This window comes from Qipengyuania rhodophyticola (genome assembly GCF_042493225.1).
Classification (GTDB): domain Bacteria; phylum Pseudomonadota; class Alphaproteobacteria; order Sphingomonadales; family Sphingomonadaceae; genus Erythrobacter.
This window is the reverse complement of sequence record NZ_CP170454.1, coordinates 1,457,632-1,480,250: the sequence shown is the minus strand read 5'-3', so window position 1 is coordinate 1,480,250 and position 22,619 is coordinate 1,457,632. Positions and strand designations below refer to the sequence as shown.

At 58.7% G+C, this 22,619-nt stretch carries 25 protein-coding genes and 1 tRNA gene; 20 read left to right on the top strand and 6 right to left on the bottom strand.

Features of this window, described 5'->3' with window-relative positions:
• Window positions 1-51 precede the first annotated feature (51 nt).
• From crtY to ACFCXQ_RS06985, 8 genes are all read left to right on the top strand, one after another.
• Window positions 52-1,257, top strand: a complete 1,206-nt coding sequence (gene crtY, locus ACFCXQ_RS07020; protein WP_379554397.1) for a lycopene beta-cyclase CrtY — start codon at window positions 52-54, stop codon at window positions 1,255-1,257.
• Window positions 1,244-2,800, top strand: a complete 1,557-nt coding sequence (locus ACFCXQ_RS07015) for a phytoene desaturase (RefSeq protein WP_379554395.1) — start codon at window positions 1,244-1,246, stop codon at window positions 2,798-2,800. Before crtY ends, ACFCXQ_RS07015 begins: the two co-directional genes overlap by 14 nt.
• Entirely contained in the window at window positions 2,797-3,231 is a 435-nt protein-coding gene (locus ACFCXQ_RS07010; protein ID WP_379554393.1) for a hypothetical protein, read from the top strand. Before ACFCXQ_RS07015 ends, ACFCXQ_RS07010 begins: the two co-directional genes overlap by 4 nt.
• On the top strand, window positions 3,232-3,813 hold the full coding sequence (locus ACFCXQ_RS07005) for a TIGR00730 family Rossman fold protein (protein ID WP_379554391.1): 582 nt from the start codon (window positions 3,232-3,234) through the stop codon (window positions 3,811-3,813). It begins immediately after the preceding gene.
• Window positions 3,814-3,901: 88 nt separating this feature from the next.
• On the top strand, window positions 3,902-4,948 hold the full coding sequence (locus tag ACFCXQ_RS07000) for a phytoene/squalene synthase family protein (protein ID WP_379554390.1): 1,047 nt from the start codon (window positions 3,902-3,904) through the stop codon (window positions 4,946-4,948).
• Between the two features lie 10 nt (window positions 4,949-4,958).
• On the top strand, window positions 4,959-6,905 hold the full coding sequence (locus tag ACFCXQ_RS06995) for an acetyl/propionyl/methylcrotonyl-CoA carboxylase subunit alpha (RefSeq protein WP_379554388.1): 1,947 nt from the start codon (window positions 4,959-4,961) through the stop codon (window positions 6,903-6,905).
• A gap of 122 nt (window positions 6,906-7,027) precedes the next feature.
• Complete coding sequence (locus ACFCXQ_RS06990; protein ID WP_379554386.1) at window positions 7,028-7,942, top strand: aldo/keto reductase; 915 nt, start codon at window positions 7,028-7,030, stop codon at window positions 7,940-7,942.
• A 113-nt stretch (window positions 7,943-8,055) separates the two neighbouring features.
• Entirely contained in the window at window positions 8,056-9,606 is a 1,551-nt protein-coding gene (locus ACFCXQ_RS06985; RefSeq protein ID WP_379554384.1) for an acyl-CoA carboxylase subunit beta, read from the top strand.
• Window positions 9,607-9,618: 12 nt separating this feature from the next.
• Here the strand turns inward: ACFCXQ_RS06985 and ACFCXQ_RS06980 are convergent, their stop codons facing one another.
• Window positions 9,619-10,842 carry a multidrug effflux MFS transporter gene (locus tag ACFCXQ_RS06980; RefSeq protein ID WP_379554382.1) on the bottom strand — a complete coding sequence of 408 codons (1,224 nt, stop codon included), beginning with the start codon at window positions 10,840-10,842 and terminating at the stop codon, window positions 9,619-9,621.
• A 91-nt stretch (window positions 10,843-10,933) separates the two neighbouring features.
• Between ACFCXQ_RS06980 and dinB the strand changes: the two genes are divergently transcribed.
• Window positions 10,934-12,070 carry a DNA polymerase IV gene (gene dinB / locus ACFCXQ_RS06975; RefSeq protein ID WP_379554380.1) on the top strand — a complete coding sequence of 379 codons (1,137 nt, stop codon included), beginning with the start codon at window positions 10,934-10,936 and terminating at the stop codon, window positions 12,068-12,070.
• Here the strand turns inward: dinB and ACFCXQ_RS06970 are convergent.
• Both ACFCXQ_RS06970 and ACFCXQ_RS06965 read right to left on the bottom strand, forming a co-directional pair.
• Entirely contained in the window at window positions 12,056-12,472 is a 417-nt protein-coding gene (locus ACFCXQ_RS06970; RefSeq protein ID WP_379554378.1) for an NUDIX domain-containing protein, read from the bottom strand. The genes dinB and ACFCXQ_RS06970 overlap by 15 nt on opposite strands.
• A gap of 44 nt (window positions 12,473-12,516) precedes the next feature.
• Entirely contained in the window at window positions 12,517-13,146 is a 630-nt protein-coding gene (locus ACFCXQ_RS06965) for a hypothetical protein (protein WP_379554376.1), read from the bottom strand.
• Between the two features lie 147 nt (window positions 13,147-13,293).
• Here ACFCXQ_RS06965 and ACFCXQ_RS06960 point away from each other — a divergent pair, with 147 nt between their 5' ends.
• The 3 genes from ACFCXQ_RS06960 (at window position 13,294) to ACFCXQ_RS06950 (ending at window position 15,383) form a co-directional block, all read left to right on the top strand.
• Window positions 13,294-14,088 carry an SDR family oxidoreductase gene (locus ACFCXQ_RS06960; RefSeq protein WP_379554374.1) on the top strand — a complete coding sequence of 265 codons (795 nt, stop codon included), beginning with the start codon at window positions 13,294-13,296 and terminating at the stop codon, window positions 14,086-14,088.
• Between the two features lie 70 nt (window positions 14,089-14,158).
• Window positions 14,159-14,761 (top strand): MarR family winged helix-turn-helix transcriptional regulator, encoded by a 603-nt coding sequence (locus ACFCXQ_RS06955; protein ID WP_379554372.1) that lies wholly within the window; start codon window positions 14,159-14,161, stop codon window positions 14,759-14,761.
• On the top strand, window positions 14,715-15,383 hold the full coding sequence (locus tag ACFCXQ_RS06950; protein WP_379554579.1) for an enoyl-CoA hydratase-related protein: 669 nt from the start codon (window positions 14,715-14,717) through the stop codon (window positions 15,381-15,383). Before ACFCXQ_RS06955 ends, ACFCXQ_RS06950 begins: the two co-directional genes overlap by 47 nt.
• Window positions 15,384-15,462: 79 nt before the next feature.
• On the opposite strand, the gene ACFCXQ_RS06945 is transcribed toward ACFCXQ_RS06950, so the two are convergent.
• The 3 genes from ACFCXQ_RS06945 to ACFCXQ_RS06935 all read right to left on the bottom strand — a co-directional run bounded on the left by ACFCXQ_RS06945 (window position 15,463) and on the right by ACFCXQ_RS06935 (window position 16,043).
• The gene (locus ACFCXQ_RS06945; RefSeq protein WP_379554370.1) at window positions 15,463-15,576 is read right to left on the bottom strand and encodes an enoyl-CoA hydratase; all 114 of its coding nucleotides are present in this window, start codon (window positions 15,574-15,576) and stop codon (window positions 15,463-15,465) included.
• A gap of 30 nt (window positions 15,577-15,606) precedes the next feature.
• Entirely contained in the window at window positions 15,607-15,720 is a 114-nt protein-coding gene (locus ACFCXQ_RS06940; protein WP_379554368.1) for an enoyl-CoA hydratase, read from the bottom strand.
• Between the two features lie 249 nt (window positions 15,721-15,969).
• Window positions 15,970-16,043: transfer RNA gene (locus ACFCXQ_RS06935), tRNA-Gly, on the bottom strand.
• 172 nt (window positions 16,044-16,215) lie between these two features.
• Between ACFCXQ_RS06935 and ACFCXQ_RS06930 the strand changes: the two genes are divergently transcribed.
• The 8 genes from ACFCXQ_RS06930 to mmsB all read left to right on the top strand — a co-directional run bounded on the left by ACFCXQ_RS06930 (window position 16,216) and on the right by mmsB (window position 22,608).
• Window positions 16,216-17,712, top strand: a complete 1,497-nt coding sequence (locus ACFCXQ_RS06930; RefSeq protein WP_379554366.1) for a CoA-acylating methylmalonate-semialdehyde dehydrogenase — start codon at window positions 16,216-16,218, stop codon at window positions 17,710-17,712.
• Between the two features lie 71 nt (window positions 17,713-17,783).
• Window positions 17,784-18,050 carry an I78 family peptidase inhibitor gene (locus ACFCXQ_RS06925; RefSeq protein ID WP_379554364.1) on the top strand — a complete coding sequence of 89 codons (267 nt, stop codon included), beginning with the start codon at window positions 17,784-17,786 and terminating at the stop codon, window positions 18,048-18,050.
• Window positions 18,047-18,445, top strand: a complete 399-nt coding sequence (locus ACFCXQ_RS06920; protein ID WP_379554362.1) for a RidA family protein — start codon at window positions 18,047-18,049, stop codon at window positions 18,443-18,445. Before ACFCXQ_RS06925 ends, ACFCXQ_RS06920 begins: the two co-directional genes overlap by 4 nt.
• A complete protein-coding gene (locus ACFCXQ_RS06915) occupies window positions 18,442-19,587 on the top strand; it encodes an acyl-CoA dehydrogenase family protein (RefSeq protein WP_379554360.1) in 1,146 nt (381 codons plus the stop codon). Before ACFCXQ_RS06920 ends, ACFCXQ_RS06915 begins: the two co-directional genes overlap by 4 nt.
• A gap of 8 nt (window positions 19,588-19,595) precedes the next feature.
• A complete protein-coding gene (locus tag ACFCXQ_RS06910) occupies window positions 19,596-20,648 on the top strand; it encodes an enoyl-CoA hydratase/isomerase family protein (RefSeq protein ID WP_379554358.1) in 1,053 nt (350 codons plus the stop codon).
• On the top strand, window positions 20,645-21,439 hold the full coding sequence (locus ACFCXQ_RS06905) for an enoyl-CoA hydratase-related protein (protein WP_379554357.1): 795 nt from the start codon (window positions 20,645-20,647) through the stop codon (window positions 21,437-21,439). The genes ACFCXQ_RS06910 and ACFCXQ_RS06905 overlap by 4 nt, the downstream gene beginning before the upstream one ends.
• Window positions 21,440-21,454: 15 nt before the next feature.
• Window positions 21,455-21,742 (top strand): hypothetical protein, encoded by a 288-nt coding sequence (locus ACFCXQ_RS06900; protein WP_379554355.1) that lies wholly within the window; start codon window positions 21,455-21,457, stop codon window positions 21,740-21,742.
• A complete protein-coding gene (mmsB, locus tag ACFCXQ_RS06895; RefSeq protein ID WP_379554353.1) occupies window positions 21,739-22,608 on the top strand; it encodes a 3-hydroxyisobutyrate dehydrogenase in 870 nt (289 codons plus the stop codon). The genes ACFCXQ_RS06900 and mmsB overlap by 4 nt, the downstream gene beginning before the upstream one ends.
• Window positions 22,609-22,619 lie beyond the last annotated feature (11 nt).

Genomic DNA, 22,619 nt, shown 5'->3' with positions numbered 1-22,619 from the left:
CCATTGCTCGCCTACAAAAGCACCCCTACCAACAGTTTTATGAATGGGCGCATGACCGATGTTGCAATTGTTGGCGGTGGCCTCGCTGGAGGACTGATTGCGCTCGCGCTGTATCGCAAGCATCCTGAACTGCATATTGCGGTAATTGAAAGCGGCGGCGCGCTCGGTGGCAATCACCGGTGGAGCTGGTTCGAAAGTGATTTGTCCGCTGAAGGGCATGACCTTCTCAGCACCCTAAAGCAAGACGAGTGGAACAAGGGCTATGACGTCATATTCCCACGTCACCGCCGCACGCTCAGCGCCGGATATCGCTCTATGCAGAGCAGCGATTTTCATGAAGGCATAACGCAGGCGTTACCCAAGGACGCGCTACTACTCGGGCGCAGCGCGCAGCAGCTTGATGCAGGCGGTGTGACACTCAGTGACGGCGAGCGGATTGAAGCGCGCACAGTGATCGACTGCCGTCCATTTGCATCAAGCACGCATCTCAATGGAGGGTGGCAGGTCTTTATGGGTCGCCATATCCGCCTCGACCGGCCGCATGGTATGGACCGTCCGATCATCATGGATGGCGCGGTCGATCAGCATGCCCCGCATGGTAATGGCGGGGCGTTTCGCTTTGTCTACACACTGCCGCTGGGCACACATGATGTGTTTGTTGAAGACACCTATTATGCCGACACGCCGCAGCTTGATCAAAGCGTGCTGTCCGCTCGGATTGATGGCTATTGCCGCCAGATGGGCTGGGATGCGGGGACCACGATCGGCAGCGAGTCAGGCCTTTTGCCGGTCATCACTGGCGGCGATTTTACGGCCCATCAGGCCGAAACGAGCATCGCGGGCGTCGTCGCAGCGGGCGCGCGGGGCGGTTTCGTTCATCCCCTTACTAGCTACACCTTGCCCACAGCAGTCCAAAACGCGCTTATTATCGCAGATAGTGCCGAATTATCAGGACCCGAGCTGGCCGCTAAGTTTGAAGTGCGGGCCCGCGAACATTGGCGCTCCATGGGCTATTACCGCGCATTGGGCCGGACTTTGTTCAATGCGGCTAGGCCTCATGAACGCTACCGCATATTCCAACGGTTTTATGGCCTGCGGGAGCCGCTTGTTGAGCGCTTCTATGCGGGACGCTCAACAATTTTCGACAAGGTTCGCATCCTTGTGGGACGACCACCCGTAGCTTTCGGCAAGGCCCTTGCCGCACTGCTTGGCAAAGGCGCACCATTGGTCCAAGGAAAACCTGATGAACGCTCCTGAAAAAGATATCGCCGCATCCCCTCGCACTGGCGGATCGCCAGCACCGACCGGCAAAACTGCTTGCGTCATTGGCGCGGGGTTTGGCGGCATGGCGCTGGCTATCCGGCTGCAATCGGCCGGGATCACCACGACCGTAGTCGAGGGACGCGATAAGCCGGGTGGTCGCGGATATTACTGGGAACAGGACGGCTTTACGTTCGATGCCGGACCAACCGTTATTACTGCGCCAGAGGCTCTGCGAGAGCTTTGGGAGCTGACCGATAGCGACATGTCTAAGGACGTGGATCTGATGCAGGTCATGCCGTTTTATCGGCTGAACTGGCCCGATGGGACGAATTTCGATTACTCAAACGACGAAGACCAATTGTTTGACGAAATCGCCAAGCTGAACCCAGCTGACGTGGCAGGCTATCAGCGATTCCTCGAATACTCAGCAGGAGTTTACGAGGAAGGCTATGTGAAGCTGGGCCATGTGCCGTTCCTCGATTTCAAAAGCATGCTGAAGGCAGCGCCGGCATTGGCAAAGAAACAGGCGTGGCGCAGCGTCTATTCCATAGTCAGCAAATATATCGAGGACGAGAGGCTGCGTCAGGCCTTCAGTTTTCACACCCTTCTGGTTGGCGGCAGCCCGATGAAAACCAGCGCGATTTATGCCTTAATCCATAAGCTTGAGAAAGACGGCGGCGTGTGGTGGGCCAAGGGCGGTACAAACCGCTTGATCGCGGGCATGGTCACACATTTTGAGCGGCTTGGCGGCACTATGCGTGTGGGCGATGCGGTAACGCAGGTTCACACGATCGGTACCAAAGCGAGCGAGGTCGAGACTGCTTCAGGTTGGAAAGAGCGCTTTGACGCAGTCGCCAGCAATGCCGATATCATGCACAGTTACAAAGATTTGCTGAGCGGCTCAAAACGCGGCGGGGATTATGCCAAGTCACTGGCGAAAAAGAGCTTTTCGCCCAGCCTGTTCGTCGTCCATTTCGGTGTTGAGGGCACATGGCCGGGCATCCCGCATCATATGATTCTGTTCGGCCCGCGCTATAAGGGGCTGGTCGATGACATCTACAAGAACGGCGTGTTGCCGCAGGATTTCTCAATCTATCTGCATCACCCGACTGTAACCGACCCCAGCGTCGCGCCTGAGGGCATGAGCACTTTCTATGCGCTGGTGCCAGTGGCGCATATGGGCAAGCTCCCGCTGGATTGGGATGAGGTCGCGCCGCAATTGGAAAAACGCGTGCTGGACGAGGTTGGCCGCCGTCTGATCCCGGATATTCACGAACGGATCGTGACCAAATTCAGCTATACGCCCAAGGATTTCACGCAGGATCTGAACGCGCATATGGGCAGCGCCTTCAGCCTTGAGCCTGTGCTGTGGCAAAGCGCTTACCTCCGCGGCCACAACCGTGATGATGTGATCGAAAATTTCTATCTCGTCGGCGCAGGCACACACCCCGGCGCAGGCATTCCCGGCGTGGTCGGCAGCGCGAAAGCGACCGCTGGCCTCATGCTGGAAGATCTGGGTGTTGAGGCTGAGGAATGAGTCTAGCCGAGACGATCAACGAGAACTGGGGATGGACCGGCATCACAGTCGAGAGAGTCCGCGCGCAAAGCCCGATGGGCCACTTGCTGATCAGCGACGCCGAGGATCAGTTTTTCTATCTCGATCCCGATGGGATGGCGATCGTGCCTTTAGGCGGCCGTGAAGACGCACAGGCTCACCTCGACGAGCCAGAGGCCAACCAATTGTGGTGGGGCGGCGATTTGGTCGCTCGCGCACGCGAAATTCTGGGGGAACCGCCAGAGGGTTCGGTTTTTACTCTAACGCCGCATGCCATGGTTGCAGGCGAATACGCTCCTGAAAATATGTGCATTTTGCCACTTGAGGAGGTTGTCGCATTCTCGGGGATGGTGGCACAGCAACTCAAAGACCTGCCCGAGGGCGCGCAATTCGAATTGAAAGTGACGGACTGAATGAAACGTCTCGCTGTCTATTGCGGCTCCGCCACCCCGGACGATCCACGCTATATCGAACTCGCGCGCGACGTCGGCCAAACGCTGGCGCAGCGCGGCATCGGCGTCGTCTATGGCGGAGGGCGGCTTGGCCTGATGGGCGCGGTTGCGAAGGGTGCGCTCGATAGCGGCGGCGAGGTGATCGGCATCATACCCGAAGCGCTCGCCAATTCCGAAGTCGCCAATCACGATTGCAACGAGCTTCACACCGTTTCCGGCATGCATGAGCGAAAACAGCGTTTTACCGATCTGTCCGATGGCTTCATCACCATTCCCGGCGGTGTCGGCACGATGGACGAGCTGTGGGAAGCGGTTAGCTGGGCTCAGCTTGGCTATCACTCCAAGCCCGTCGGCCTGCTCAACGCCTTTGGGTTTTACGACCATCTGATCGCCTTTAATGCCCACATGGCAGAGGTCGGCTTTGTCCGTCCCGCGCATCAGGGGATTATTCTGGCAGAAGACACGCTGCCCGCGCTGCTGGACCGGATGGCCGCATATGAGCCACACACGCCGATCTTCCAAATGAAGGCAAGCGATCTCTGATCCTTATTGTTATGCCATGCCAGCCCATGCCCTCCACCCTTCCACCCGGACTGTCTCCCGGTAGGCTCCGGGTGGAAGGGTGGAGGGCGTGGGCGGTTCGGCAACCCAGAAAATGAACAAGCCCATCACTCCCGCTCGGACATTCAGAAATACTCCGCAATCCGCCGGTGGTGGGCGCCACCGTGCGGCGCTCGTCCAGAAAGCGCATGCAAGTATCCGGAAAGGCTCCAAGAGTTTCTCCGCTGCATCTCGGCTGTTTGACCGAGCGACACGGGAGAAAGTCTGGCTGCTCTATGCCTGGTGCCGGCGCTGCGATGATATCGCCGATTGCCAGGATCACGGCGGCGAGTTGCGCGTCGAGGGATGCAGCTCTGACACGGCGCAAGACCGGATTGACGCCATCCGCATCCTCACCCGCCGCGCGCTGGACGGATTTCCAACTGCGGATGTCGCCTTCGATGCGTTTGGATTGGTCGCGCAAGAAACCGGCCTAACCATGGAAATGGCAGAAGATGTTATCGCGGGCTTCGATCTCGACGCAGAGGATTGGCGTCCGCGCAATGAGGGCGATCTGATGCGCTATTGCTATCACGTTGCGGGCGCAGTTGGCGTCATGATGGCGGTAGTGATGGGCGTCGACCCAGAGGACGAAGACACGCTCGACCGGGCATGCGACTTAGGGCTTGCGTTTCAACTCGCCAATATCGCGCGCGATCTGACCGAGGATGACGCCGCAGGACGCTGCTACTTACCGGTGGAATGGCTGGTCGAGGAGGATATCGAGCCGGGCCAACATACCAAACCACATCACCGCCAGGAACTTGCCGATATGGCAGAGCGTCTCATCACAAGGATGGATCACCACGCCGCCGCCGCGCGCCTCGGCGCGGCCCGCCTGCCCTTCCGCAGCCGCTGGGCCATCCTGTCCGCTGCACGCATTTACACCGCCATAGGTCACGAAGTCCGCGCGAAGGGCACAGCCGCTTGGGACCACCGCGTCTACACGAGCAAAGCTGCCAAGCTGCGCCATGTCGCGGCCGCCTTTTGGGAAGCGCTGGTAAACAAGCCAGCGCCGCCCGCAAAAATGCCGCGCTGGACACGGAGCCAGCTTGCGGAGCGCGCCACGGGCGCGTAGCGACACGCCTATGATTTCAAAGCTGCTCATCGCCAATCGGGGCGAGATCGCCTGCCGCATCATGCGCACCGCGCGCGAAATGAATATCGCCACCGTCGCGGTCTATTCTGACGCGGACGCAAAGGCGCTGCATGTTCGCCAAGCCGATGAGGCGGTGCATATCGGCCCATCACCCGCTGCAGAGAGCTATCTGGTCGGTGAAAAGATCATCGCCGCAGCGAAAGAGACGGGCGCTGAGGCAATTCACCCGGGCTATGGTTTTCTCTCTGAGAATGCGGATTTCGCGCAGGAAGTGCTAGATGCAGGCCTGATCTGGGTTGGGCCAAAACCAGACAGCATTCGCGCAATGGGCCTGAAAGACGCCGCCAAGCAGCTGATGATGGATGCGGGCGTGCCCGTCACCCCGGGCTATCTTGGCGAAGATCAATCGGTCGAGCGCCTGACCAAAGAGGCCGAGGCCATCGGCTATCCCGTGCTGATCAAAGCCGTTGCAGGCGGCGGCGGCAAGGGCATGCGCAAGGTCGAGCGGGCTGAGGACTTTGCGGCAGACCTCGAAAGCTGCCGGCGCGAGGCAAAGGCCAGCTTTGGCAATGACGAGGTGCTGCTCGAAAAATGGATCACCTCCCCCCGCCATATCGAAGTGCAGGTTTTCGGCGATAGCCATGGCAATGTCGTGCATCTGTTCGAACGCGATTGTTCACTGCAACGCCGCCACCAAAAGGTGATTGAGGAAGCCCCCGCCCCCGGCATGGACGAGGCGACCCGCGAGGAAATCTGCGCCGCCGCAGTGCGCGCCGCGAAAGCTGTCGATTACGAAGGTGCTGGCACGATTGAATTCATCGCCGATGCCTCAGAAGGCCTACGCGCGGATCGCATTTTCTTTATGGAGATGAACACGCGGCTTCAGGTCGAGCACCCGGTGACGGAGGAGATCACGGGCGTGGACTTGGTGGAGTGGCAATTGCGCGTCGCAAGCGGTGAGCCAATCCCGCTGAAACAAGAAGAGCTCTCGATCAACGGCCATGCGATTGAAGCCCGGCTTTATGCGGAAGACCCAGCTAAGGGGTTTCTGCCGAGTACGGGGCGGCTCAGCGAATTTGACCTAGGCTTCCGTGGCCGGATTGAAAGCGGCGTTACTGTTGGTGACGAAATCTCACCCCACTACGACCCCATGATCGCAAAACTGATTGCGAGAGGCAATTCTCGTCGCGATGCGATTGGGCGATTGAGCACCATTCTTTGCCGGGTGGAAATCTGGCCAGTCAAAACCAACGTTCATTTCTTGCTTCGTTGCATCCATGACGATGATTTTCGTGAGGCGAATCTCGACACCGGCCTGATTGCCCGAAAGTATGATGAACTCACTGCCCCTGTCGAGCAAAGCGAATGCGAGTTAATTGTTGCAGCACTCAACTTGCTATCGGAGCAAATGCGAGATCAAATAAGTTATCCATTGCTCGATGCCAATGGCATTCGTGACTACCGAGTCAGCAACACTTCACAGCTAAATTCGATGCTTGGCTTCCGCCTCAATTCTGAACCAGATCGACTGGTAAGGTTACGCGTATACGACGAACCAGCCGAAGTGCGTCTAGTCGTTCCTGCCATCAGTGCAGACGAAGTTGACTACAGCAAGCATAGTCCAAGGTGGAGCCGCTTGGTCGGCAATGCGTCGCATCGGTATGCGATCGCACCACTTAGTGAGCGCGGCACAGGCCACGCCTCAGCCGCCGACGGCGCGATCCTCGCTCCCATGCCGGGCAAAGTGATTGCGGTGGATGTAAGCGAGGGCCAAACAGTCAAAGCAGGCGACCGGCTCATGGTGCTCGAAGCAATGAAGATGGAACACGCGCTCACCGCGCCGTTTGATGGAACCGTGACCGAACTCTCCGCCGCGCAAGATGCGCAAGTGCAAGTCGAGGCTGTGCTGTGCGTAGTAGAGCCTGCGTCTGATTAGCGATTGACCCAGCCGCCCGCGCCCTCCACCCTTACACCTGGATTATCACACTGGAGTACGATCCGGGTGGGGGGGGTGGAGGGCGCGAGGTGGCTCGGCACAAAACATAGGTTAACGAAAGAATGAGCGAATTACCCCTTCCCCCTGCCCGCCGTCAGCTAGGCACATCTGGCATCGAAGCCAGCGCCATCGCCTGGGGCATGTGGCGTACCACTGACGGCGGTTTCGGTACCAGTGACCTCGCAAAGCTCGTCCATACCGCTCTTGATGCGGGCATCGACCTGCTCGACACTGCGGACATCTATGGCTTCGACGGCAGCGACGGTTTTGGCGATGCAGAGGCGTTGTTCGGCGAAGTGCTGCGCGCCGAGCCTGCGCTACGCGGCCGCATGGTGCTCGCCAGCAAGGGCGGGATCATCCCGCCGCGCCCTTACGACCAATCGCGCGCCTATATGGACAGCGCGCTTGAGGCCTCGCTCACGCGGCTAGGCGTCGAGCGTATAGACCTTTATCAGATCCACCGGCCCGATATCCTGACGCACCCGCAAGAGCTTGCGAGCTTCCTTGAGGGTGCAGTCCAAAGCGGTAAAGTCGGCGCGATTGGCGTCTCGAATTTTACGTGTCCTCAGATCGAGACGCTCAGCCATCTGCTGGACACGCCGCTCGCGACTACGCAGCCTGAGATCAGCCCGCTGCGCGTCGAGCCAATGGAAAACGGCGAAACCGATCAGGCGATCCGCCTCGGCCTGACCACAATGGCGTGGTCGCCGCTGGGCGGTGGGCGGCTGATGCGGCCCGAAAGCGAGCATGACCGCACCGTCGCCCGCGTGCTGGGAGAGATCGCAGAGACACAGAATATCGACCGAGCAGTCGCCGCCTATAGCTGGCTGATGGCGCATCCCGCGGGCATTATCCCGATTGTCGGCTCGCAAAATGCGGAGCGGATTAGCGAGGCAGCGAGCGCACTGACTGTGCAGTGGACGCGTGAGGAATGGTACCGCGTCTTCACTGCTGCGCGCGGAGCTCCCTTGCCTTGATTTACATTGACCTTGCCACCCGCGCCCTCCACCCTTCCGCCCGGATACTGTCCCGGTAGATTCCGGGTGGAAGGGTGGAGGGCGTGGGTGGCTCCGGCGAACAACAAGCAATCATGAGCTGGGAAAAAGAACTTGAAGAACTCCGCCAGCGCGAAGCTTATGCGGAAGAGATGGGCGGCGCAGACAAAGTCGCGCGCCAGCATGGGCGCGGCAAGATGGATGCCCGCGCGCGGCTCGCGGCGCTGACCGATGATGGATCCTTTCGCGAGATCGGCAAGATAGCGGGCAAAGGCCACTATGACGAAAACGGTGATCTGACCGGCGTCACCCCTGCCCCGTTCCTTTTTGGCAAAGCCACTATCAATGGCCGCCCAGTCGTCGCGACGGCTGACGATTTCACCATTCGTGGCGGCGCGGCGGATGCTGGCATCAAACGCAAGATGGTTCAGGCCGAGCAAATGTCGCATGAGCTAAAGCTGCCCATCATCAAGATGATCGACGGGACAGGCGGCGGCGGCTCAGTCAAAACTCTCGAGCAGATCGGCGCGACCTATATTCCGGCGGTTCCGGGCTGGGGCGATGTGGTCAAAAACCTCGATACCGTGCCTGTGGTCGCGCTCGCATTGGGTCCAACCGCCGGGCTTGGCGCGGCGCGGATCGTCGCGAGCCATTACTCGATCATGGTGCGCGGACTTTCACAATTATTCGCTGCTGGACCCGCCGTGGTTGATGGCCTTGGCGAGAGCTATAAGAGCGCGAGCGACCACCAACAGGCCAAGGAAGAGCTCGGCGGCGTCGACATTCACACGCGCAATGGCGTGGTTGATGATGAGGTCGCGAGCGAAGCGGAAGCTTTTGCCCGCGCGCGCCATTTCCTCAGCTTTATGCCAGAACATGTCGGACAGCTCGCGCGCCGCGCCGAGACAAGCGATCCCGCCGGCCGCCGCGAGGAGGAGTTGCTCAGCCTCGTCCCGCGCGATGACAAGCAAGTCTATTCCATGCGCCGCTGCATGGGGATGGTGTTCGACCAAGGCACTGTGTTCGAGATTGGCAAACATTGGGGCCGTGCGGCGATCACTGCTCTGGCGCGGCTCGATGGGTGGCCCGTGGCGGTCGTGGCCAGCGATCCGAGCTATCTCGGCGGATCATGGGAGGCCAAGACATCCGAGAAGGTTGAGCGGTTTGTAAAGCTCGCGGATCAGTTCAAGCTTCCTATCGTCCATCTTGTCGACAACCCCGGCTTTATGATCGGGCGCGACGCAGAAATGGCGGGCACGATCCGCTACGGCGTGCAGGCGATGAACGCGATTTACAAAGCGCAAGTGCCTCTCGCGAGCATTGTATTGCGCCGCGCATACGGCATCGCTGGCAGCGCGATGAGCAATGCTGACCGCTTCCAATATCGCTATTGCTGGCCCTCGGGCGATTGGGGCAGCCTGCCCATCGCAGGAGGACTCGAGGTAGCCTATAAATCCGAGCTTGAGGCTGCTGACGATCCTGATGCGCTTTTGGAAGAGATCAAAGCACGCCTCGACAAAGTCACCTCGCCCTTCCGCAGTGCGGAGCTGTTTAATGTCGAGGATATCATCGACCCGCGCGACACACGGCCTTTGCTATGCGAGTTTGCAAAGCTTGCTTGGAGGAAGTTAGGTTCGGAAGCCTAGCCAGCTACGTAGTCAGCTATTCACACGGCGAAATAGCTTGCCGCGCTCGCTAAACAGCACAATCGCTAGCGCTAACAATGCGCAGCCAAGCATGGATGTCGCCAGCGGCACTGACGTCCCATCATACAAATTTCCAATGAAAGCGCCCAGTACAGCCCCAGTTGTCATGCGAACTGCTGTCTGGCTTGAACTTGCTGCGCCCGCAATGTGAAAGAAAGGCTGCATCGCAATACTGCTAAAATTGGCGCCGATAAAGCCGAGCATCGCCATCGACAAGCTCATTAACACGATAAACTCGGCGATGCTTTGCGGCTGCGCGCTAGCGCTCCACAACTGGACGCAGGAGATCACGATAAACATCAGTAAGGCGGTGTGGCTTACCCGCCGCGCACCAAATCGCTCAACGATTCGTGAATTGGTGAAGTTTGCGAGCACCATGCCGACTACTGCGCCGCCAAAAATGAACGCGAAATAGTCGCCCATTCCGAAAGTCTCGCTGATCAATTGCTGCGAGGAATTGAGAAAGCCAAATAAGCTGCCAAACACCAGCGCGCTACCGACAACATAGCCGATTGCGCTTCGGTTAAAGAGCGCCGTTCCCATATTTTTCATGATGGTGAGCGGATCAATCTTCTGCCGGTTTTCATCCTGCAGTGTCTCCGGCAAGCGCAGCCACGCCCAAGTGCCAACCACCACGCCCATCACGGCCATCGCGCCGAAGATCGCGCGCCAGCCTGCAATATACATGATCCCCTGACCAATTGCAGGGGCCATTAGTGGCACGAGCAAGAAGATCATCATGATCAGGCTCATAAGCCGGGCCATCCGGTCACCACCCACCTTGTCACGGACAATTGCGGCGGGAACCACGCTCAGGCCCGCGCAGCACAGCCCCTGCGCCAGCCTCATTGCGAGCAGCAAATCGTAATTTGTCACCAAAGCACACGCGAGCGAGAAGCTGACATAAGCCGCAATACCGAGCGCCAAAATCGGACGGCGGCCAAACCTGTCGGCGAAAGCACCCGGGAAAAACGCGCCAATGCCAGAGCCGAGAAAATAGGATGCGATCACCAACTGGCGATCATTACCGCCCGCGTTCATCTCTTCCGCCATTTGGCCCAGCGCCGGCAACATCGCATCAATGCCAAACGCTTGCAGGCTCATAAGCAGGGCCATCAAGACGATTAGCTCCCGCTCGCCGAGCGGCGCTCTTTCAGTTGGAACTGTCGTGGCCATGCAGCGATCCTTGGGCGTTGAAATCGAAAAAGGAAAGCGGCGATTGGTCCCAGCTGTTTCTAAACGGGCGAACACGTCCTAGTTTGTCCGCATGTCGGATGGTCAGCCTCTAATAGATGATGACGATGAGGTCGCAGGCGGCCCAAGCGGCCTGCGCAAAATTATCCACGTCGATATGGATGCCTTTTTCGCCAGCGTTGAGCAGCGCGACAACCCTGAGCTTCGCGGCAAACCCGTTGCAGTTGGCGGATCGTCTGGGCGCGGCGTGGTGGCGGCCGCGAGCTATGAAGCGCGCAAATTTGGCGTCCGCAGCGCTATGCCATCGGTGACAGCCAAGCGGCTGTGCCCCGATCTCATTTTCGTGCGGCACCGGTTTGATGCCTACAAGGAAGCCTCGCAGACGATCCGCCGCATCTTCCAGCATCACACCCCGCTGGTCGAGCCGCTGAGCTTGGATGAGGCCTATTTGGACGTGACCGAGGATCTGCTGGGCATCGGGTCGGCAACACGCATTGCCGATTTGATCCGGCAGGAAATCAAGGCCAAAACCAAGCTCACCGCGAGCGCGGGGATCTCATACAACAAATTTCTCGCCAAGATCGCGAGTGACCAGAACAAGCCAGATGGCATGTGCGTGATCCGCCCCGGCCAAGGTGCTGATTTTGTGGCGGGACTTCCTGTGCGACGCTTTCACGGCGTTGGCCCCAAAGGCGCCGAAAAAATGGCTAAGCTGGGCGTTCAGACCGGAGCTGATTTGGCGGCAAAGGACATTGAATGGCTCCGCGAGCATTTTGGCAGCATGGGCGGATATCTATTCCGTGCGGCGCGGGGAATTGACTTACGACCAGTGCGCTCAAGCAGAGTGCGCAAATCCGTTGGCGGTGAGCGGACCTTTTCCGAAGATATCTCAGCAGGCCCTGCTCTGCGCGAGACGCTGGAGAACATTATCGACATTGTTTGGGGGCATATCGAGAAGGCTGAGGCGAAGGGGCGCACGGTCACGCTAAAGCTAAAATACAGCGATTTTCAAAGCATGACCCGCGCAAAATCGGTCCCTCATCTGATCGAAACACGGGGCGAATTCGAGAGTCTATCGCGCGCGTTGTTGGAAGAGATCCTGCCCCTCCCCAAGCCTATCCGCCTGATGGGGCTGACCCTTTCCAAACTTGATGGGGTTGATGACCAAAAGGACACCAAACGCCCCGACGCGCAGCTATCGCTGCTCTGACTGACGCCAGAAATCCAGCCGCGCCCGGGCGGTGTTGCTAAGTTCTTCGGGTAGGTCATCGAGTGCGAAAAAGCGCGCTTCGACCACTTCGCGCCGGTCAGGCTTTGGCTCATCATCGGTGCGCCCGCCAATCACATAGGCCGTATGCGGACTGCCCGAAATAACCTCATCTATTGTCCCGATCAGTCTCGCATGGAGGAGGGCGCATGCAGTCTCCTCGCGAAGCTCTCGGACACCCGCATCCACCGGTTCCTCTGTGTGCGCCATGCCTCCGCTCGGCACAAACCATCCGCGCGGCCCATAGCTGTGGCGGACCAGCAGGACGCGTCCCTCACGATCCTGCGCAATCACGCTCACGCCAGACAGCGGAGCCTTGCGCCACATGCGCCACTTGTGACGCATGCGGTGTGCGATTCTATAGGCAAAACGATGAAGCGCCCTCATCGTCACGCAAGGCCCAAGGCGATCATGAAGAACCTAAACGCCATAACAACAATGACTGCTCCTGCTGCCATCCGTAAGCCTTGCACAAGTCTGCCTTCGCGCAGGCGATGAAGTGACAAATTCCCCCGACGCCAGCCAATAAACAGCGCCGCGCATGCACCAATGGCGCCGCCAAACCCCAACAACAACGGCGCGCCCAGCACCATCGCGATAATGAATATGGTGAGGCGCGGTGGATCAAATATTTGGCGCATAAGCATCACAATCGATAACGCTCCCAGCGAGCGGGTCGGCTCGCGCAAAGCATCTGAAGAGACTGGCCAAAACAGTTGAACCGCAGTTCCCAGCAACACAATTGCACCGAAAAGCAGCTGCAATGCCACAGCGGTCACCGTCCCAAATAGCACGGCTTCGCCTTGCTCCAATCCTATCAGCGCAATGCCAAGACTGTGCCCTGCCCATGCCATCACACACGCGCTCACAAATGCGCAGAACCAGGCGGTTAGCAAGAGCGGCAAGGAAGCGCCAAAGCTGTCCCTTAGCGCGCTAACCAGTCGCTGGTCACGCCCACCAAGGCTTGTGCAAAATCCCATCGCAAACCCCAACAATGCGAGCCAGATCGTGCTAGCCATTCAATTGCTCCCACCCGGCACGCGAAACCCGCGCCAATGAGAGATGCGGTGAGATAGGATGCCCCTTGCCATTGGCATCCGATAGCAGCAGGATCGCCGCAAGAACACTATCGCGAATAATTCGGCGAATGCATCAGGGAGAACGACATGAAATTGGCACAGGGAATGGCCGCAGTTGTAACTGGCGGGGCCTCTGGCCTTGGCAAAGCCAGCGCTGCAGCGCTGGCAGAAGCCGGCCTCAAAGTGGCGATTTTTGATGTGAATGAGGCGGACGGCGCGGCCCATGCCGAGTCGATCGGCGGGACCTTCCACCACGTTGACATTACCAACGAGCAATCGGTGCAGGATGGCTTTGACGCTGCACGCGCCGCCAACGGCCAAGAGCGAGTGACGGTACATTGCGCGATGACCAGCAAGCGAGGCAAGACCATTGGCTGGGACAAGGAAAAGGGCGGCTATAAGCGCTTATCAACTGAGGATTATGCCTTTGGCGCAGAGGGCATTTTGGTCGCGAGTTACCGGATTGCCAGCATCTCAGCTCTCGGCATGGCCAATTCCGATCCGGTCAATGAAGATGGCGAGCGCGGCTCGATCACCCTCACCGCCAGCGTCGCTGCCCAAGACGGACAGATCGGGCAGACGATTTACGGCTCCTGCAAGTCTGGGGTAAACGGCCTAGTTCTGCCAATGGCCCGGGATCTGATGGATTTGGGGATCCGAGTAAACTCGGTCATGCCAGGCATTTTTGCGACGCCGCTGATGCTGGGCATGAAGGATCGCAATCCGCAAATGTGGGACCAGCTTAACGCCAGCGTGCCCTTCCCCAAGCGGCTCGGCCACCCGGAAGAGTTCGCCTCGCTCATCTGCGAGATTGCCCGCAACACCTATATCAATGGGCATCAATTCCGATTGGATGGCGCGATCCGCATGCCCCCGAAGTAGCTTAGGTCATCGCAAGTCAGCGTGCTGAAGCTTGACATTCACACGTATTTAGTTCGTATGCGAACAATCAATGAGCAAGCTCCGAATCTTCCATCAGCTTCAAGCTGCCCATGCGGCTCTATTCCGTGCGGCAGACCATCATTTGCGTGTCCAAATCGGGCTTGGCAGTGCGCAACAGGCTATCCTGTTCATGCTGGCAAAGAAGGATGGGCTTTCGCTTGGCGAAGTCGCTGAGCGGCTGCATATCGGCAAGTCAGGTCTTAGCGGCCTAGTCGACCGGATGGAAGCGGCCGGCCTGGTTGAGCGAACGCCCGACGCCGAGGATCGCCGCCGTATTGGTCTGCACCTTTTGCCAGCTGGGCGCGAGCTCGCAGAGCGCAGCGGACCGATCACAAAGGCGATCAACGCCGAACTGCTCGAACCTTTTTCATCCAAAGAACGTGAGACAATCGCGCGTTTTCTGGATCACGTGACATCCCATTCGCAAGGCATCGTTGCCCGCAACGTGAGCGCCCACCTCTTGAAGGAACGACTCAATGACCGACCACATCCTGACTCACACCGCCGACCGCCTGACCACCGTGACCTTCAACCGTCCGGACAAGAAAAACGCCATCACGCAGGACATGTACCAAGCGATGGCCGATGCCGTGAACGCTTATGGCGTCGATGACGAAATCCGCGCATTGATGTTCACCGGCAATGGTGACTATTTCACATCGGGCAATGATCTGCAGGATTTCGCCTCGGGGCCGCGCGGAGACGGCCTGCCGCCGGTTGTCCAATTCCTGCATGCGATCAAGGATTGTCCAAAGCCGCTTATAGCGGCGGTCAATGGTCCGGCGATTGGCGTGGGCCTAACGCTGACGCTGCATTGCGATCTAGTCTACGCGGCCGGATCGGCCACTTTCGCGGCGCCTTTTGTGAAGCTGGGTCTGGTACCGGAGGCGGCGTCCTCTATGCTGCTACCCGCAATTATCGGCATGGCCGCAGCCAATGACGTGTTTATGACCGGGCGGTCGCTCACATCAGAGGAGGCGCTGCGTATGGGCCTTGTTTCACGTGTTTTTGAGGATGGGGAGTTTGCTGGAGAAACACGTGCCTTAGCTCAGCTGGTGGCCAATGCGGCCCCCAATGCGATGCGTCATACCAAGGCTTTGGTGCGCACTCAAAACACTGAAATCACTGAGTGCATGACGATCGAGGGTGAAATTTTCGCGGCGCAACTGGGGTCGCCTGAGTTCGGGGAGAGCGTCGCGGCGATGATGGCGAAGCGGCCTGCGGTTTATAAGTGACCCGGACGCGGCCTGATCCGATCTTGAGCTGTCCGGCGCCTTAACGCGGCTGGGCGGCGGCCAATTGCACCCTTGCAAGTTAGGCGAGCAGGCCGGGGCTGGCCGGAACGATCGCAGTTGCGAAGAGAACTGCTGACATGGTCACCGAAAATACGGCTGCGAAAACGGCGGTGTTGGTGGCATTGGCGAACATGATCAATTTCCTTTGAATAAGGGCTCGCGATTAAGCGAACAGAGCCGGGCTGGCTGGGACGATTGCGGTGGCGAACAGAACCGCAGAAATAGCCAGTGAGAATACGGCAGCGATTGCGGTGTTGGTTGTTTCAGTGGCGAACATGTGAAGTCTCCTAATTTGTGTTTTCGTATTTTGCGGGACCATCCCGCTGGATGAAAACAACTCTGCAGGAGCCGTGCCAAACTTGAAAAATGGCAGATTTCTGGGATTTCTGAACGTGCACGCTGATGCCACCGCCGATAACAATCCAGATAATTGGGAAAATACCCCAAGCATTGGGATTAGAATATCGGGGTCTCAAAGCGGAGAGAATTCCGAGTTCAACGAGCCTGACTAGAGCCTTGAACGAAATGGAGCGGGTGAAGGGAATCGAACCCTCGTCGTCAGCTTGGGAAGCTGCTGCTCTACCATTGAGCTACACCCGCTAGGTGTCTTGGATTTCACCGCCGTGATGCAGCGCGCCTATGCTCGATCCGAGCCAAAGCGTCAATCAGGCGCTATCGCTTGCGGCGGCGAGGAGTAGCTAGAGCTTGGCGCACGGCGTTCTCAGGCCTAAGGTCTGGCTGAGACAGAATCGCATAGCCGGAGAGAATAATCATGCGCCAAGTGGACCATTTCATCAGCGGCGGTAGCGGCGGCTCGGCGGGCCGGACGCACCAGATCTGGAACCCTTCTACCGGCGAAATTCAGGCGGAAGTCGCGCTGGGCGATGCAGCATTGCTCGACCGCGCAGTCGCCACTGCCAAGGAAGTGCAGCCCGCATGGGCCGCCACTAACCCGCAAAAGCGCGCCCGCGTGATGTTCCGTTTCAAGGAGTTGATCGAGGCGAACATGCAGGAGCTGGCCGAACTGCTCAGCTCCGAGCATGGCAAGGTGATCGACGATGCCAAAGGGGATGTGCAACGCGGCCTTGAGGTGATCGAATTCGCTTGTGGCATTCCGCAGGTACTCAAGGGCGAATATACCCAAGGCGCTGGGCCTGGCATTGATGTCTATTCCATGCGTCAGCCGCTGGGCATTGGCGCAGGTATCACCCCGTTTAACTTCCCCGCGATGATCCCGATGTGGATGTTCGGCATGGCGATCGCGGTGGGCAATGCGTTCATCCTCAAGCCCTCCGAACGCGATCCATCGGTGCCCGTGCGGCTGGCCGAATTGTTCGTCGCGGCAGGCGCACCTGAGGGCCTGCTGCAAGTAGTCCATGGCGATAAGGAAATGGTCGATGCGATCCTAGACCACGAAGATATCAGCGCGGTTAGCTTTGTCGGCTCATCTGACATTGCGCATTATGTTTACAAGCGCGGAGTGGCCGCTGGCAAACGGGTGCAAGCCATGGGCGGCGCGAAGAACCACGGTATTGTGATGCCCGATGCCGACCTCGATCAGGTGGTCAATGACCTCTCCGGCGCAGCCTTTGGCTCTGCTGGTGAACGCTGCATGGCGCTGCCCGTGGTGGTGCCAGTGGGCGAGGATACAGCCGAGCGCCTGAAAGAGAAGCTCATTCCCGCAATCCATGCGCTCAACATTGGCGTGTCAAACGACCCGGATGCGCATTATGGCCCAGTAGTCACGCCGGAGCATAAGGCGCGTGTCGAGCAGTGGATTACCACGGCGGAAGAAGAAGGCGGCGAAATCGTCATTGATGGGCGCGGTTTTACCCTGCAAGGCCATGAGAAAGGCTTCTTCATTGGCCCCACGCTGATCGACCGGGTAACTCCGCAAATGCAGAGCTATCAGGAAGAGATCTTCGGCCCCGTGCTCCAGATTGTGCGCGCCAATGACTTTGAAGAAGCCGTGCGGCTCCCATCTGACCATCAATATGGCAATGGCGTCGCGATCTTCACCCGCAATGGCCACGCCGCGCGCGAGTTTGCTAGCCGCGTGAATGTCGGCATGGTCGGCATAAACGTGCCGATCCCCGTGCCGGTCAGCTATCACAGCTTTGGCGGTTGGAAACGCTCCGGCTTTGGCGACACGGACCAATACGGAATGGAAGGCCTCAAGTTCTGGACTAAGGTCAAGAAAGTCACTCAGCGCTGGCCGGATGGCAGCGCGGACCAAGGCAACGCCTTTATCATTCCGACCATGGGCTGAACTAGGAGATGAAACTCATGCGCGTTACTTTGCCTACTATTGCCGCAATTACATTAAGCGGATGCGCCAGCGTGACCAACACCGCTTCCGAAACTGGCATAGCCGAAAGGGAATTGGTTCGCGGCGACCAAGGCACATGCAATGCGCGCGGTCTGGAGGATGCCTTTCTCGCAAAATATGCCACACAAGAAATCGGCGCAGAACTGCTCAAACAAAGCGGTGCGCGCACCCTCCAATGGATACCGCCGCGAACTCAGGTGACGATGGATTTCCGACAGGATCGGCTACGCGTGGGTTATGATGATATGAAGGAAATCAATCGGATCGTGTGTCAATGACTGCGACCCGTGCAAGAGCCTTTACCGGTTCCCCTTATGAGGCACAGTTTGGCTTTAGCCGAGCAGTTCGAGAGGGTAATCGCATCATCGTTGCGGGCACCGGCCCAGTTGAGGTGGACGGCTCGACCACACCTGGCGATGCGGCTGCCCAAGCGGATCGCTGCTGCGCTCTCATCGTCCAAGCTATCGAGGAACTGGGCGGCTCAGTCAGCGATGTCGTGCGCACCCGCATGCTGCTCACCAACCCGGCCGATCAAGACGCAGTGGGCGAGGTCCATTCGCGCTATTTCGGTGCCGCTCAACCTGCCGCAACCATGGCCGGCGTGGCGTGGCTTTGCCGCCCTGAATGGAAGGTGGAAATAGAGGCGGAAGCAGTGCTAGGGGCAAGCGCATGACAGGACAATTTCAACTCACCGATGATCAGCTTGCTATTCAGGAAATGGCGCAGCGCTTCACCGCCGATAACATCACCCCGCATGCTGGTGAATGGGATGAGAAACACGTCTTCCCGCGCGATGTGATCAAAAGCACGGCGGAGCTTGGCTTTGGCGCAATTTACGTCTCGGAAGAGAGCGGCGGCATTGGACTTGGCCGGCTCGAAGCGGCGCTGATCATGGAGGCGATGGCCTATGGTTGCCCGACCACATCCGCCTTCATTTCGATCCACAATATGGCCGCCTGGATGATCGACCAATTCGGCGGACAGGAGGTCAAAGACCGCTATCTCCCTGATCTCGTGAGCATGGAGAAAATCGCGAGCTATTGCCTGACCGAACCGGGCAGCGGATCCGATGCGGCGGGCCTCAAAACGCAGGCCAAACTGGACGGTGACCATTACGTTCTGAACGGCACAAAACAGTTCATATCCGGCGGCGGCGTCAACGATATCTATGTCACCATGGTCCGCACCAGCGATCATAAGACCAAGGGCATCACATGTTTGGTGATCGACAAGGATACGCCCGGCGTCAGCTTCGGCGCGCCTGAAAAAAAGCTGGGCTGGAACGCCTCGCCCACCGCGCAGGTGATCTTTGAGGATGCGCGGGTGCCGGTCGCGAACCGCGTCGGCGCAGAGGGCGAAGGCTTCCGCTTTGCGATGATGGGGCTGGATGGCGGACGGCTCAATATCGGTGCATGCTCGCTTGGCGGCGCTCAGCGCTGCCTCGATGAGGCGGTTGCATATACGAAAGATCGCAAGCAGTTCGACACGCCGATTGCCGACTTCCAGAACACGCAGTTTATGCTGGCGGACATGGCAACTGATCTCGAGAGTGCCCGAGCGTTGCTTTATCTCGCGGCGGCCAAAGTGACAGATAACGCGCCAGACAAATCGCGCTTTTCGGCGATGGCAAAGCGGCTCGCAACCGACAATGGCAGCAAGGTCGTCAATGACGCGCTCCAGCTGTTCGGCGGCTATGGCTACCTCAAGGATTATCCGATTGAACGGTTCTGGCGCGATCTGCGCGTACACTCCATTTTAGAAGGCACTAATCAGGTGATGCGCATGATCGTGGGCCGGGACTTGTTGAGGCAATGACAGGCACCATGACCGAAGACGTAAAAACCACCATCGAGGGCCGCGTCGGGCGGATTACGCTCAATCGCCCCAAGGCACTCCATGCGCTGACGCTGGAGATGTGCCACGCGATGAGCGCGGCTCTCACCAGTTGGGCAACAGATGACGCGGTCGAGGCGGTCATGATAGAACATGCCGAGGGCAGCCGCGGCTTTTGCGCGGGCGGTGACATCACCTTCCTGCGCAACTCTGCGCTGAATGACGGCGGGGTTTCAGGGCGCAAGTTCTTCCATGATGAGTATCAGCTCAATCACCAGCTCTTTACGTACACCAAGCCAGTCATCGCCTTTATGGACGGCATTACTATGGGCGGCGGAGTTGGCATCAGCCAACCTGCGAGCATCCGTATCGCGACCGAGAACACGCGTTTTGCCATGCCGGAAACGGGCATCGGCCTGTTCCCCGATGTAGGCGGCGGATGGTATCTGTCCCGGCTTGGCGGGCGCATTGGTCAATTTCTCGCGCTGACCGGCGCACGGCTGGACGGTGCAGAGTGCCTCTGGACAGGCCTCGCAACCCATTATCTACCCAGCGGGATGATCGAGGAAGCTAAGGCGCGGATTTTTGATAATCCTGCGCGGGCCTCCGGCATTCTGGCGGAGCTTGCGCCGTCACCGCCAGAGGCGCGGATTGAGGCTAATGCTGACAAGATCGCGAAGCATTTTGCGAGTGACCGGTATGAGGACATTCTCACGAGCCTGGAGGGCGATGAGTCTGGCTGGGCCGCGAAAGAGCGCGATACATTGGGCACGAAAAGCCCGCAGACCTGCAAGGTCGCTTTGCGCCAGCTGGCAGAGAGCGCGAAACTCACCGACTTCGCCGACAATATGGCAATGGAATATCGCATTGCATCGCGCGTGCTGACACGCCCGGATTTTGCCGAGGGTGTGCGGGCGGTGATCGTCGACAAGACCGGCGATCCCGCATGGGATCCTGCCACGCCAGCGGGTGTCAGCGACGAACTGATCGACAGCATTTTTGCTCCCCTCCCCTCAGATGAGGAATGGAAACCACTTGCATGACTTACGAAACCATCACCGTCGAAACCAACGCTCAAGGAAACACTGGCGTTACGCTGATTACGCTCAACCGCCCAAAGGCATTGAATGCGCTAAACAGCGGCGTGCTGGCAGATTTGACCGCTGCATTTGCTGCCTATCAGGCGGATAGCAGCCAGCTGTGCGCGGTGCTGACGGGTTCCGGCGATAAGGCTTTCGCAGCGGGCGCAGACATCAAGGAAATGGCCGACAAAGCGGCGGCTGATTTCTACCTCGATGATTTCTTTTCGCCGTGGACGAGCGAGATCGTCAAGAAAACTCGCAAGCCGTGGATCGCAGCGGTCAATGGCTTTGCTTTGGGCGGCGGGTGCGAGCTTGCGATGATGGCGGATTTCATCATCGCATCGGAAAATGCAAAATTTGGCCAGCCCGAAGTTAAGCTAGGCGTCGCGCCAGGCATGGGCGGATCCCAGCGACTAACCCGCGCGATTGGCAAGTCAAAATCGATGGAAATGTGCCTGACCGGCCGGATGATGGGCGCGGAAGAAGCAGAGCGCGCCAATCTCGTCGCCCGCGTTGTGCCGCATGATGATTTGATCGCCGATACACTCAAAACCGCAGCTGCGATCGCCGCAATGCCGCCCATGGCGACAATCGCGAACAAGGAAATGGTCAATGCCGCGTTCGAAAGCTCGCTCGATCAGGGGTTGATTATGGAGCGCCGCATCTTCCAAATCCTAACCGCGAGCGAGGACAAAGCCGAGGGCATGGCCGCGTTCGTTGAGAAGCGTGAGGGCGTGTGGAAAGGGCGCTAAAAGCGAGCTTTCACCTTGCACCTTCCGCCTTATTTCCTTGAGGCCGCCGCGCTGATCTTCGCAGCATTGGGCGGGTTAATTGCATGGCGCACGCACTGGAACGTTATCGTCGTAGCTTTGGTAGCAAGCGGCATCCTTTTGTTCGCGCAGATCGTTTTGCACATGACGGATGATGATACGGTTAGTTTGATGAACGATCAGGATCCGCTGGCATTCTACGCCATGATGAGCGCGCTGGGTCTGGTCCCGGCAATCACAGGCGCATGGCTTATCCGTCTATTCAAGCGTTGGAGAGAGAAATGAGAATCGCATTTGTTGGCCTCGGCAATATGGGCGGCGGGATGGCCGCTAACCTTGTGAAAGCGGGCCATGATGTGCGCGCCTTTGACCTGAGCGAGGAGGCATTGGCCGCAGCTTCGGCGGCGGGCTGCGCGACCTTCGCCAGCGCAAGCGAGGCTTGCGCAGAGGCCGAAGCGGTTGTCTCAATGTTGCCCAATGGTGAGATCGTGAAGTCGGTCTACGAGACTGACGTGATCGGCAAGGCGCCCGCTGGTGCGGTTTTCCTCGACTGCTCAACCATTGACGTTGCAACCGCTCGCGAGGTCATTTCAGCCGCTCAGAACGCAGGATATGACATGGTCGATGCGCCAGTATCTGGCGGGATTGCTGCGGCGAATGGAGGTACACTGACCTTTATGGTTGGCGGCGCGGCAAGCGCCTTCGAGCACGCCAAGCCGATCCTGGAGGCCATGGGCAAAGCCGTGATCCACGCCGGCGATGCGGGCAATGGTCAGGCCGCAAAAATCTGCAACAACATGCTGCTGGCGATCCATATGGCGGGGACGTGCGAAGCCTTCAAAATGGCGGAGAAGCTCGGTCTCGACGCGCAGACATTCTACGATATTTCTTCGGTTTCATCGGGCCAGAACTGGTCCATGACCAGCTATTGCCCTGTGCCCGGTGTCGGCCCGCAAAGCCCATCGGACAATGACTATCAAGGCGGGTTTGCCACGGCGCTGATGCTGAAAGATCTAAGACTCGCGATGGAGGCAGCAGACGGCGCAGATGCTCCGGTTCCTATGGGTGCGCGCGCAGCAGCTCTTTACGAGGATTTCAATGGCGCGGGCAATGGCGGGCTAGACTTCTCGGCGATCATCAAGATGCTCTAACGTTGGCGACC

What these genes read in the sequence shown, in the direction of transcription:
- crtY (WP_379554397.1), top strand. Translation starts at nt 52, where the DNA reads ATGACCGATGTTGCAATTGTTGGCGGTGGCCTCGCTGGAGGACTGATT.
- ACFCXQ_RS07015 (WP_379554395.1), top strand. Translation starts at nt 1,244, where the DNA reads ATGAACGCTCCTGAAAAAGATATCGCCGCATCCCCTCGCACTGGCGGA.
- ACFCXQ_RS07010 (WP_379554393.1), top strand. Translation starts at nt 2,797, where the DNA reads ATGAGTCTAGCCGAGACGATCAACGAGAACTGGGGATGGACCGGCATC.
- ACFCXQ_RS07005 (WP_379554391.1), top strand. Translation starts at nt 3,232, where the DNA reads ATGAAACGTCTCGCTGTCTATTGCGGCTCCGCCACCCCGGACGATCCA.
- ACFCXQ_RS06995 (WP_379554388.1), top strand. Translation starts at nt 4,959, where the DNA reads ATGATTTCAAAGCTGCTCATCGCCAATCGGGGCGAGATCGCCTGCCGC.
- ACFCXQ_RS06990 (WP_379554386.1), top strand. Translation starts at nt 7,028, where the DNA reads ATGAGCGAATTACCCCTTCCCCCTGCCCGCCGTCAGCTAGGCACATCT.
- ACFCXQ_RS06985 (WP_379554384.1), top strand. Translation starts at nt 8,056, where the DNA reads ATGAGCTGGGAAAAAGAACTTGAAGAACTCCGCCAGCGCGAAGCTTAT.
- ACFCXQ_RS06980 (WP_379554382.1), bottom strand. Translation starts at nt 10,842, where the DNA reads ATGGCCACGACAGTTCCAACTGAAAGAGCGCCGCTCGGCGAGCGGGAG.
- dinB (WP_379554380.1), top strand. Translation starts at nt 10,934, where the DNA reads ATGTCGGATGGTCAGCCTCTAATAGATGATGACGATGAGGTCGCAGGC.
- ACFCXQ_RS06970 (WP_379554378.1), bottom strand. Translation starts at nt 12,472, where the DNA reads ATGCGTCACAAGTGGCGCATGTGGCGCAAGGCTCCGCTGTCTGGCGTG.
- ACFCXQ_RS06965 (WP_379554376.1), bottom strand. Translation starts at nt 13,146, where the DNA reads ATGGCTAGCACGATCTGGCTCGCATTGTTGGGGTTTGCGATGGGATTT.
- ACFCXQ_RS06960 (WP_379554374.1), top strand. Translation starts at nt 13,294, where the DNA reads ATGAAATTGGCACAGGGAATGGCCGCAGTTGTAACTGGCGGGGCCTCT.
- ACFCXQ_RS06955 (WP_379554372.1), top strand. Translation starts at nt 14,159, where the DNA reads ATGAGCAAGCTCCGAATCTTCCATCAGCTTCAAGCTGCCCATGCGGCT.
- ACFCXQ_RS06950 (WP_379554579.1), top strand. Translation starts at nt 14,715, where the DNA reads ATGTACCAAGCGATGGCCGATGCCGTGAACGCTTATGGCGTCGATGAC.
- ACFCXQ_RS06945 (WP_379554370.1), bottom strand. Translation starts at nt 15,576, where the DNA reads ATGTTCGCCAATGCCACCAACACCGCCGTTTTCGCAGCCGTATTTTCG.
- ACFCXQ_RS06940 (WP_379554368.1), bottom strand. Translation starts at nt 15,720, where the DNA reads ATGTTCGCCACTGAAACAACCAACACCGCAATCGCTGCCGTATTCTCA.
- ACFCXQ_RS06930 (WP_379554366.1), top strand. Translation starts at nt 16,216, where the DNA reads ATGCGCCAAGTGGACCATTTCATCAGCGGCGGTAGCGGCGGCTCGGCG.
- ACFCXQ_RS06920 (WP_379554362.1), top strand. Translation starts at nt 18,047, where the DNA reads ATGACTGCGACCCGTGCAAGAGCCTTTACCGGTTCCCCTTATGAGGCA.
- ACFCXQ_RS06915 (WP_379554360.1), top strand. Translation starts at nt 18,442, where the DNA reads ATGACAGGACAATTTCAACTCACCGATGATCAGCTTGCTATTCAGGAA.
- ACFCXQ_RS06910 (WP_379554358.1), top strand. Translation starts at nt 19,596, where the DNA reads ATGACCGAAGACGTAAAAACCACCATCGAGGGCCGCGTCGGGCGGATT.
- ACFCXQ_RS06905 (WP_379554357.1), top strand. Translation starts at nt 20,645, where the DNA reads ATGACTTACGAAACCATCACCGTCGAAACCAACGCTCAAGGAAACACT.
- mmsB (WP_379554353.1), top strand. Translation starts at nt 21,739, where the DNA reads ATGAGAATCGCATTTGTTGGCCTCGGCAATATGGGCGGCGGGATGGCC.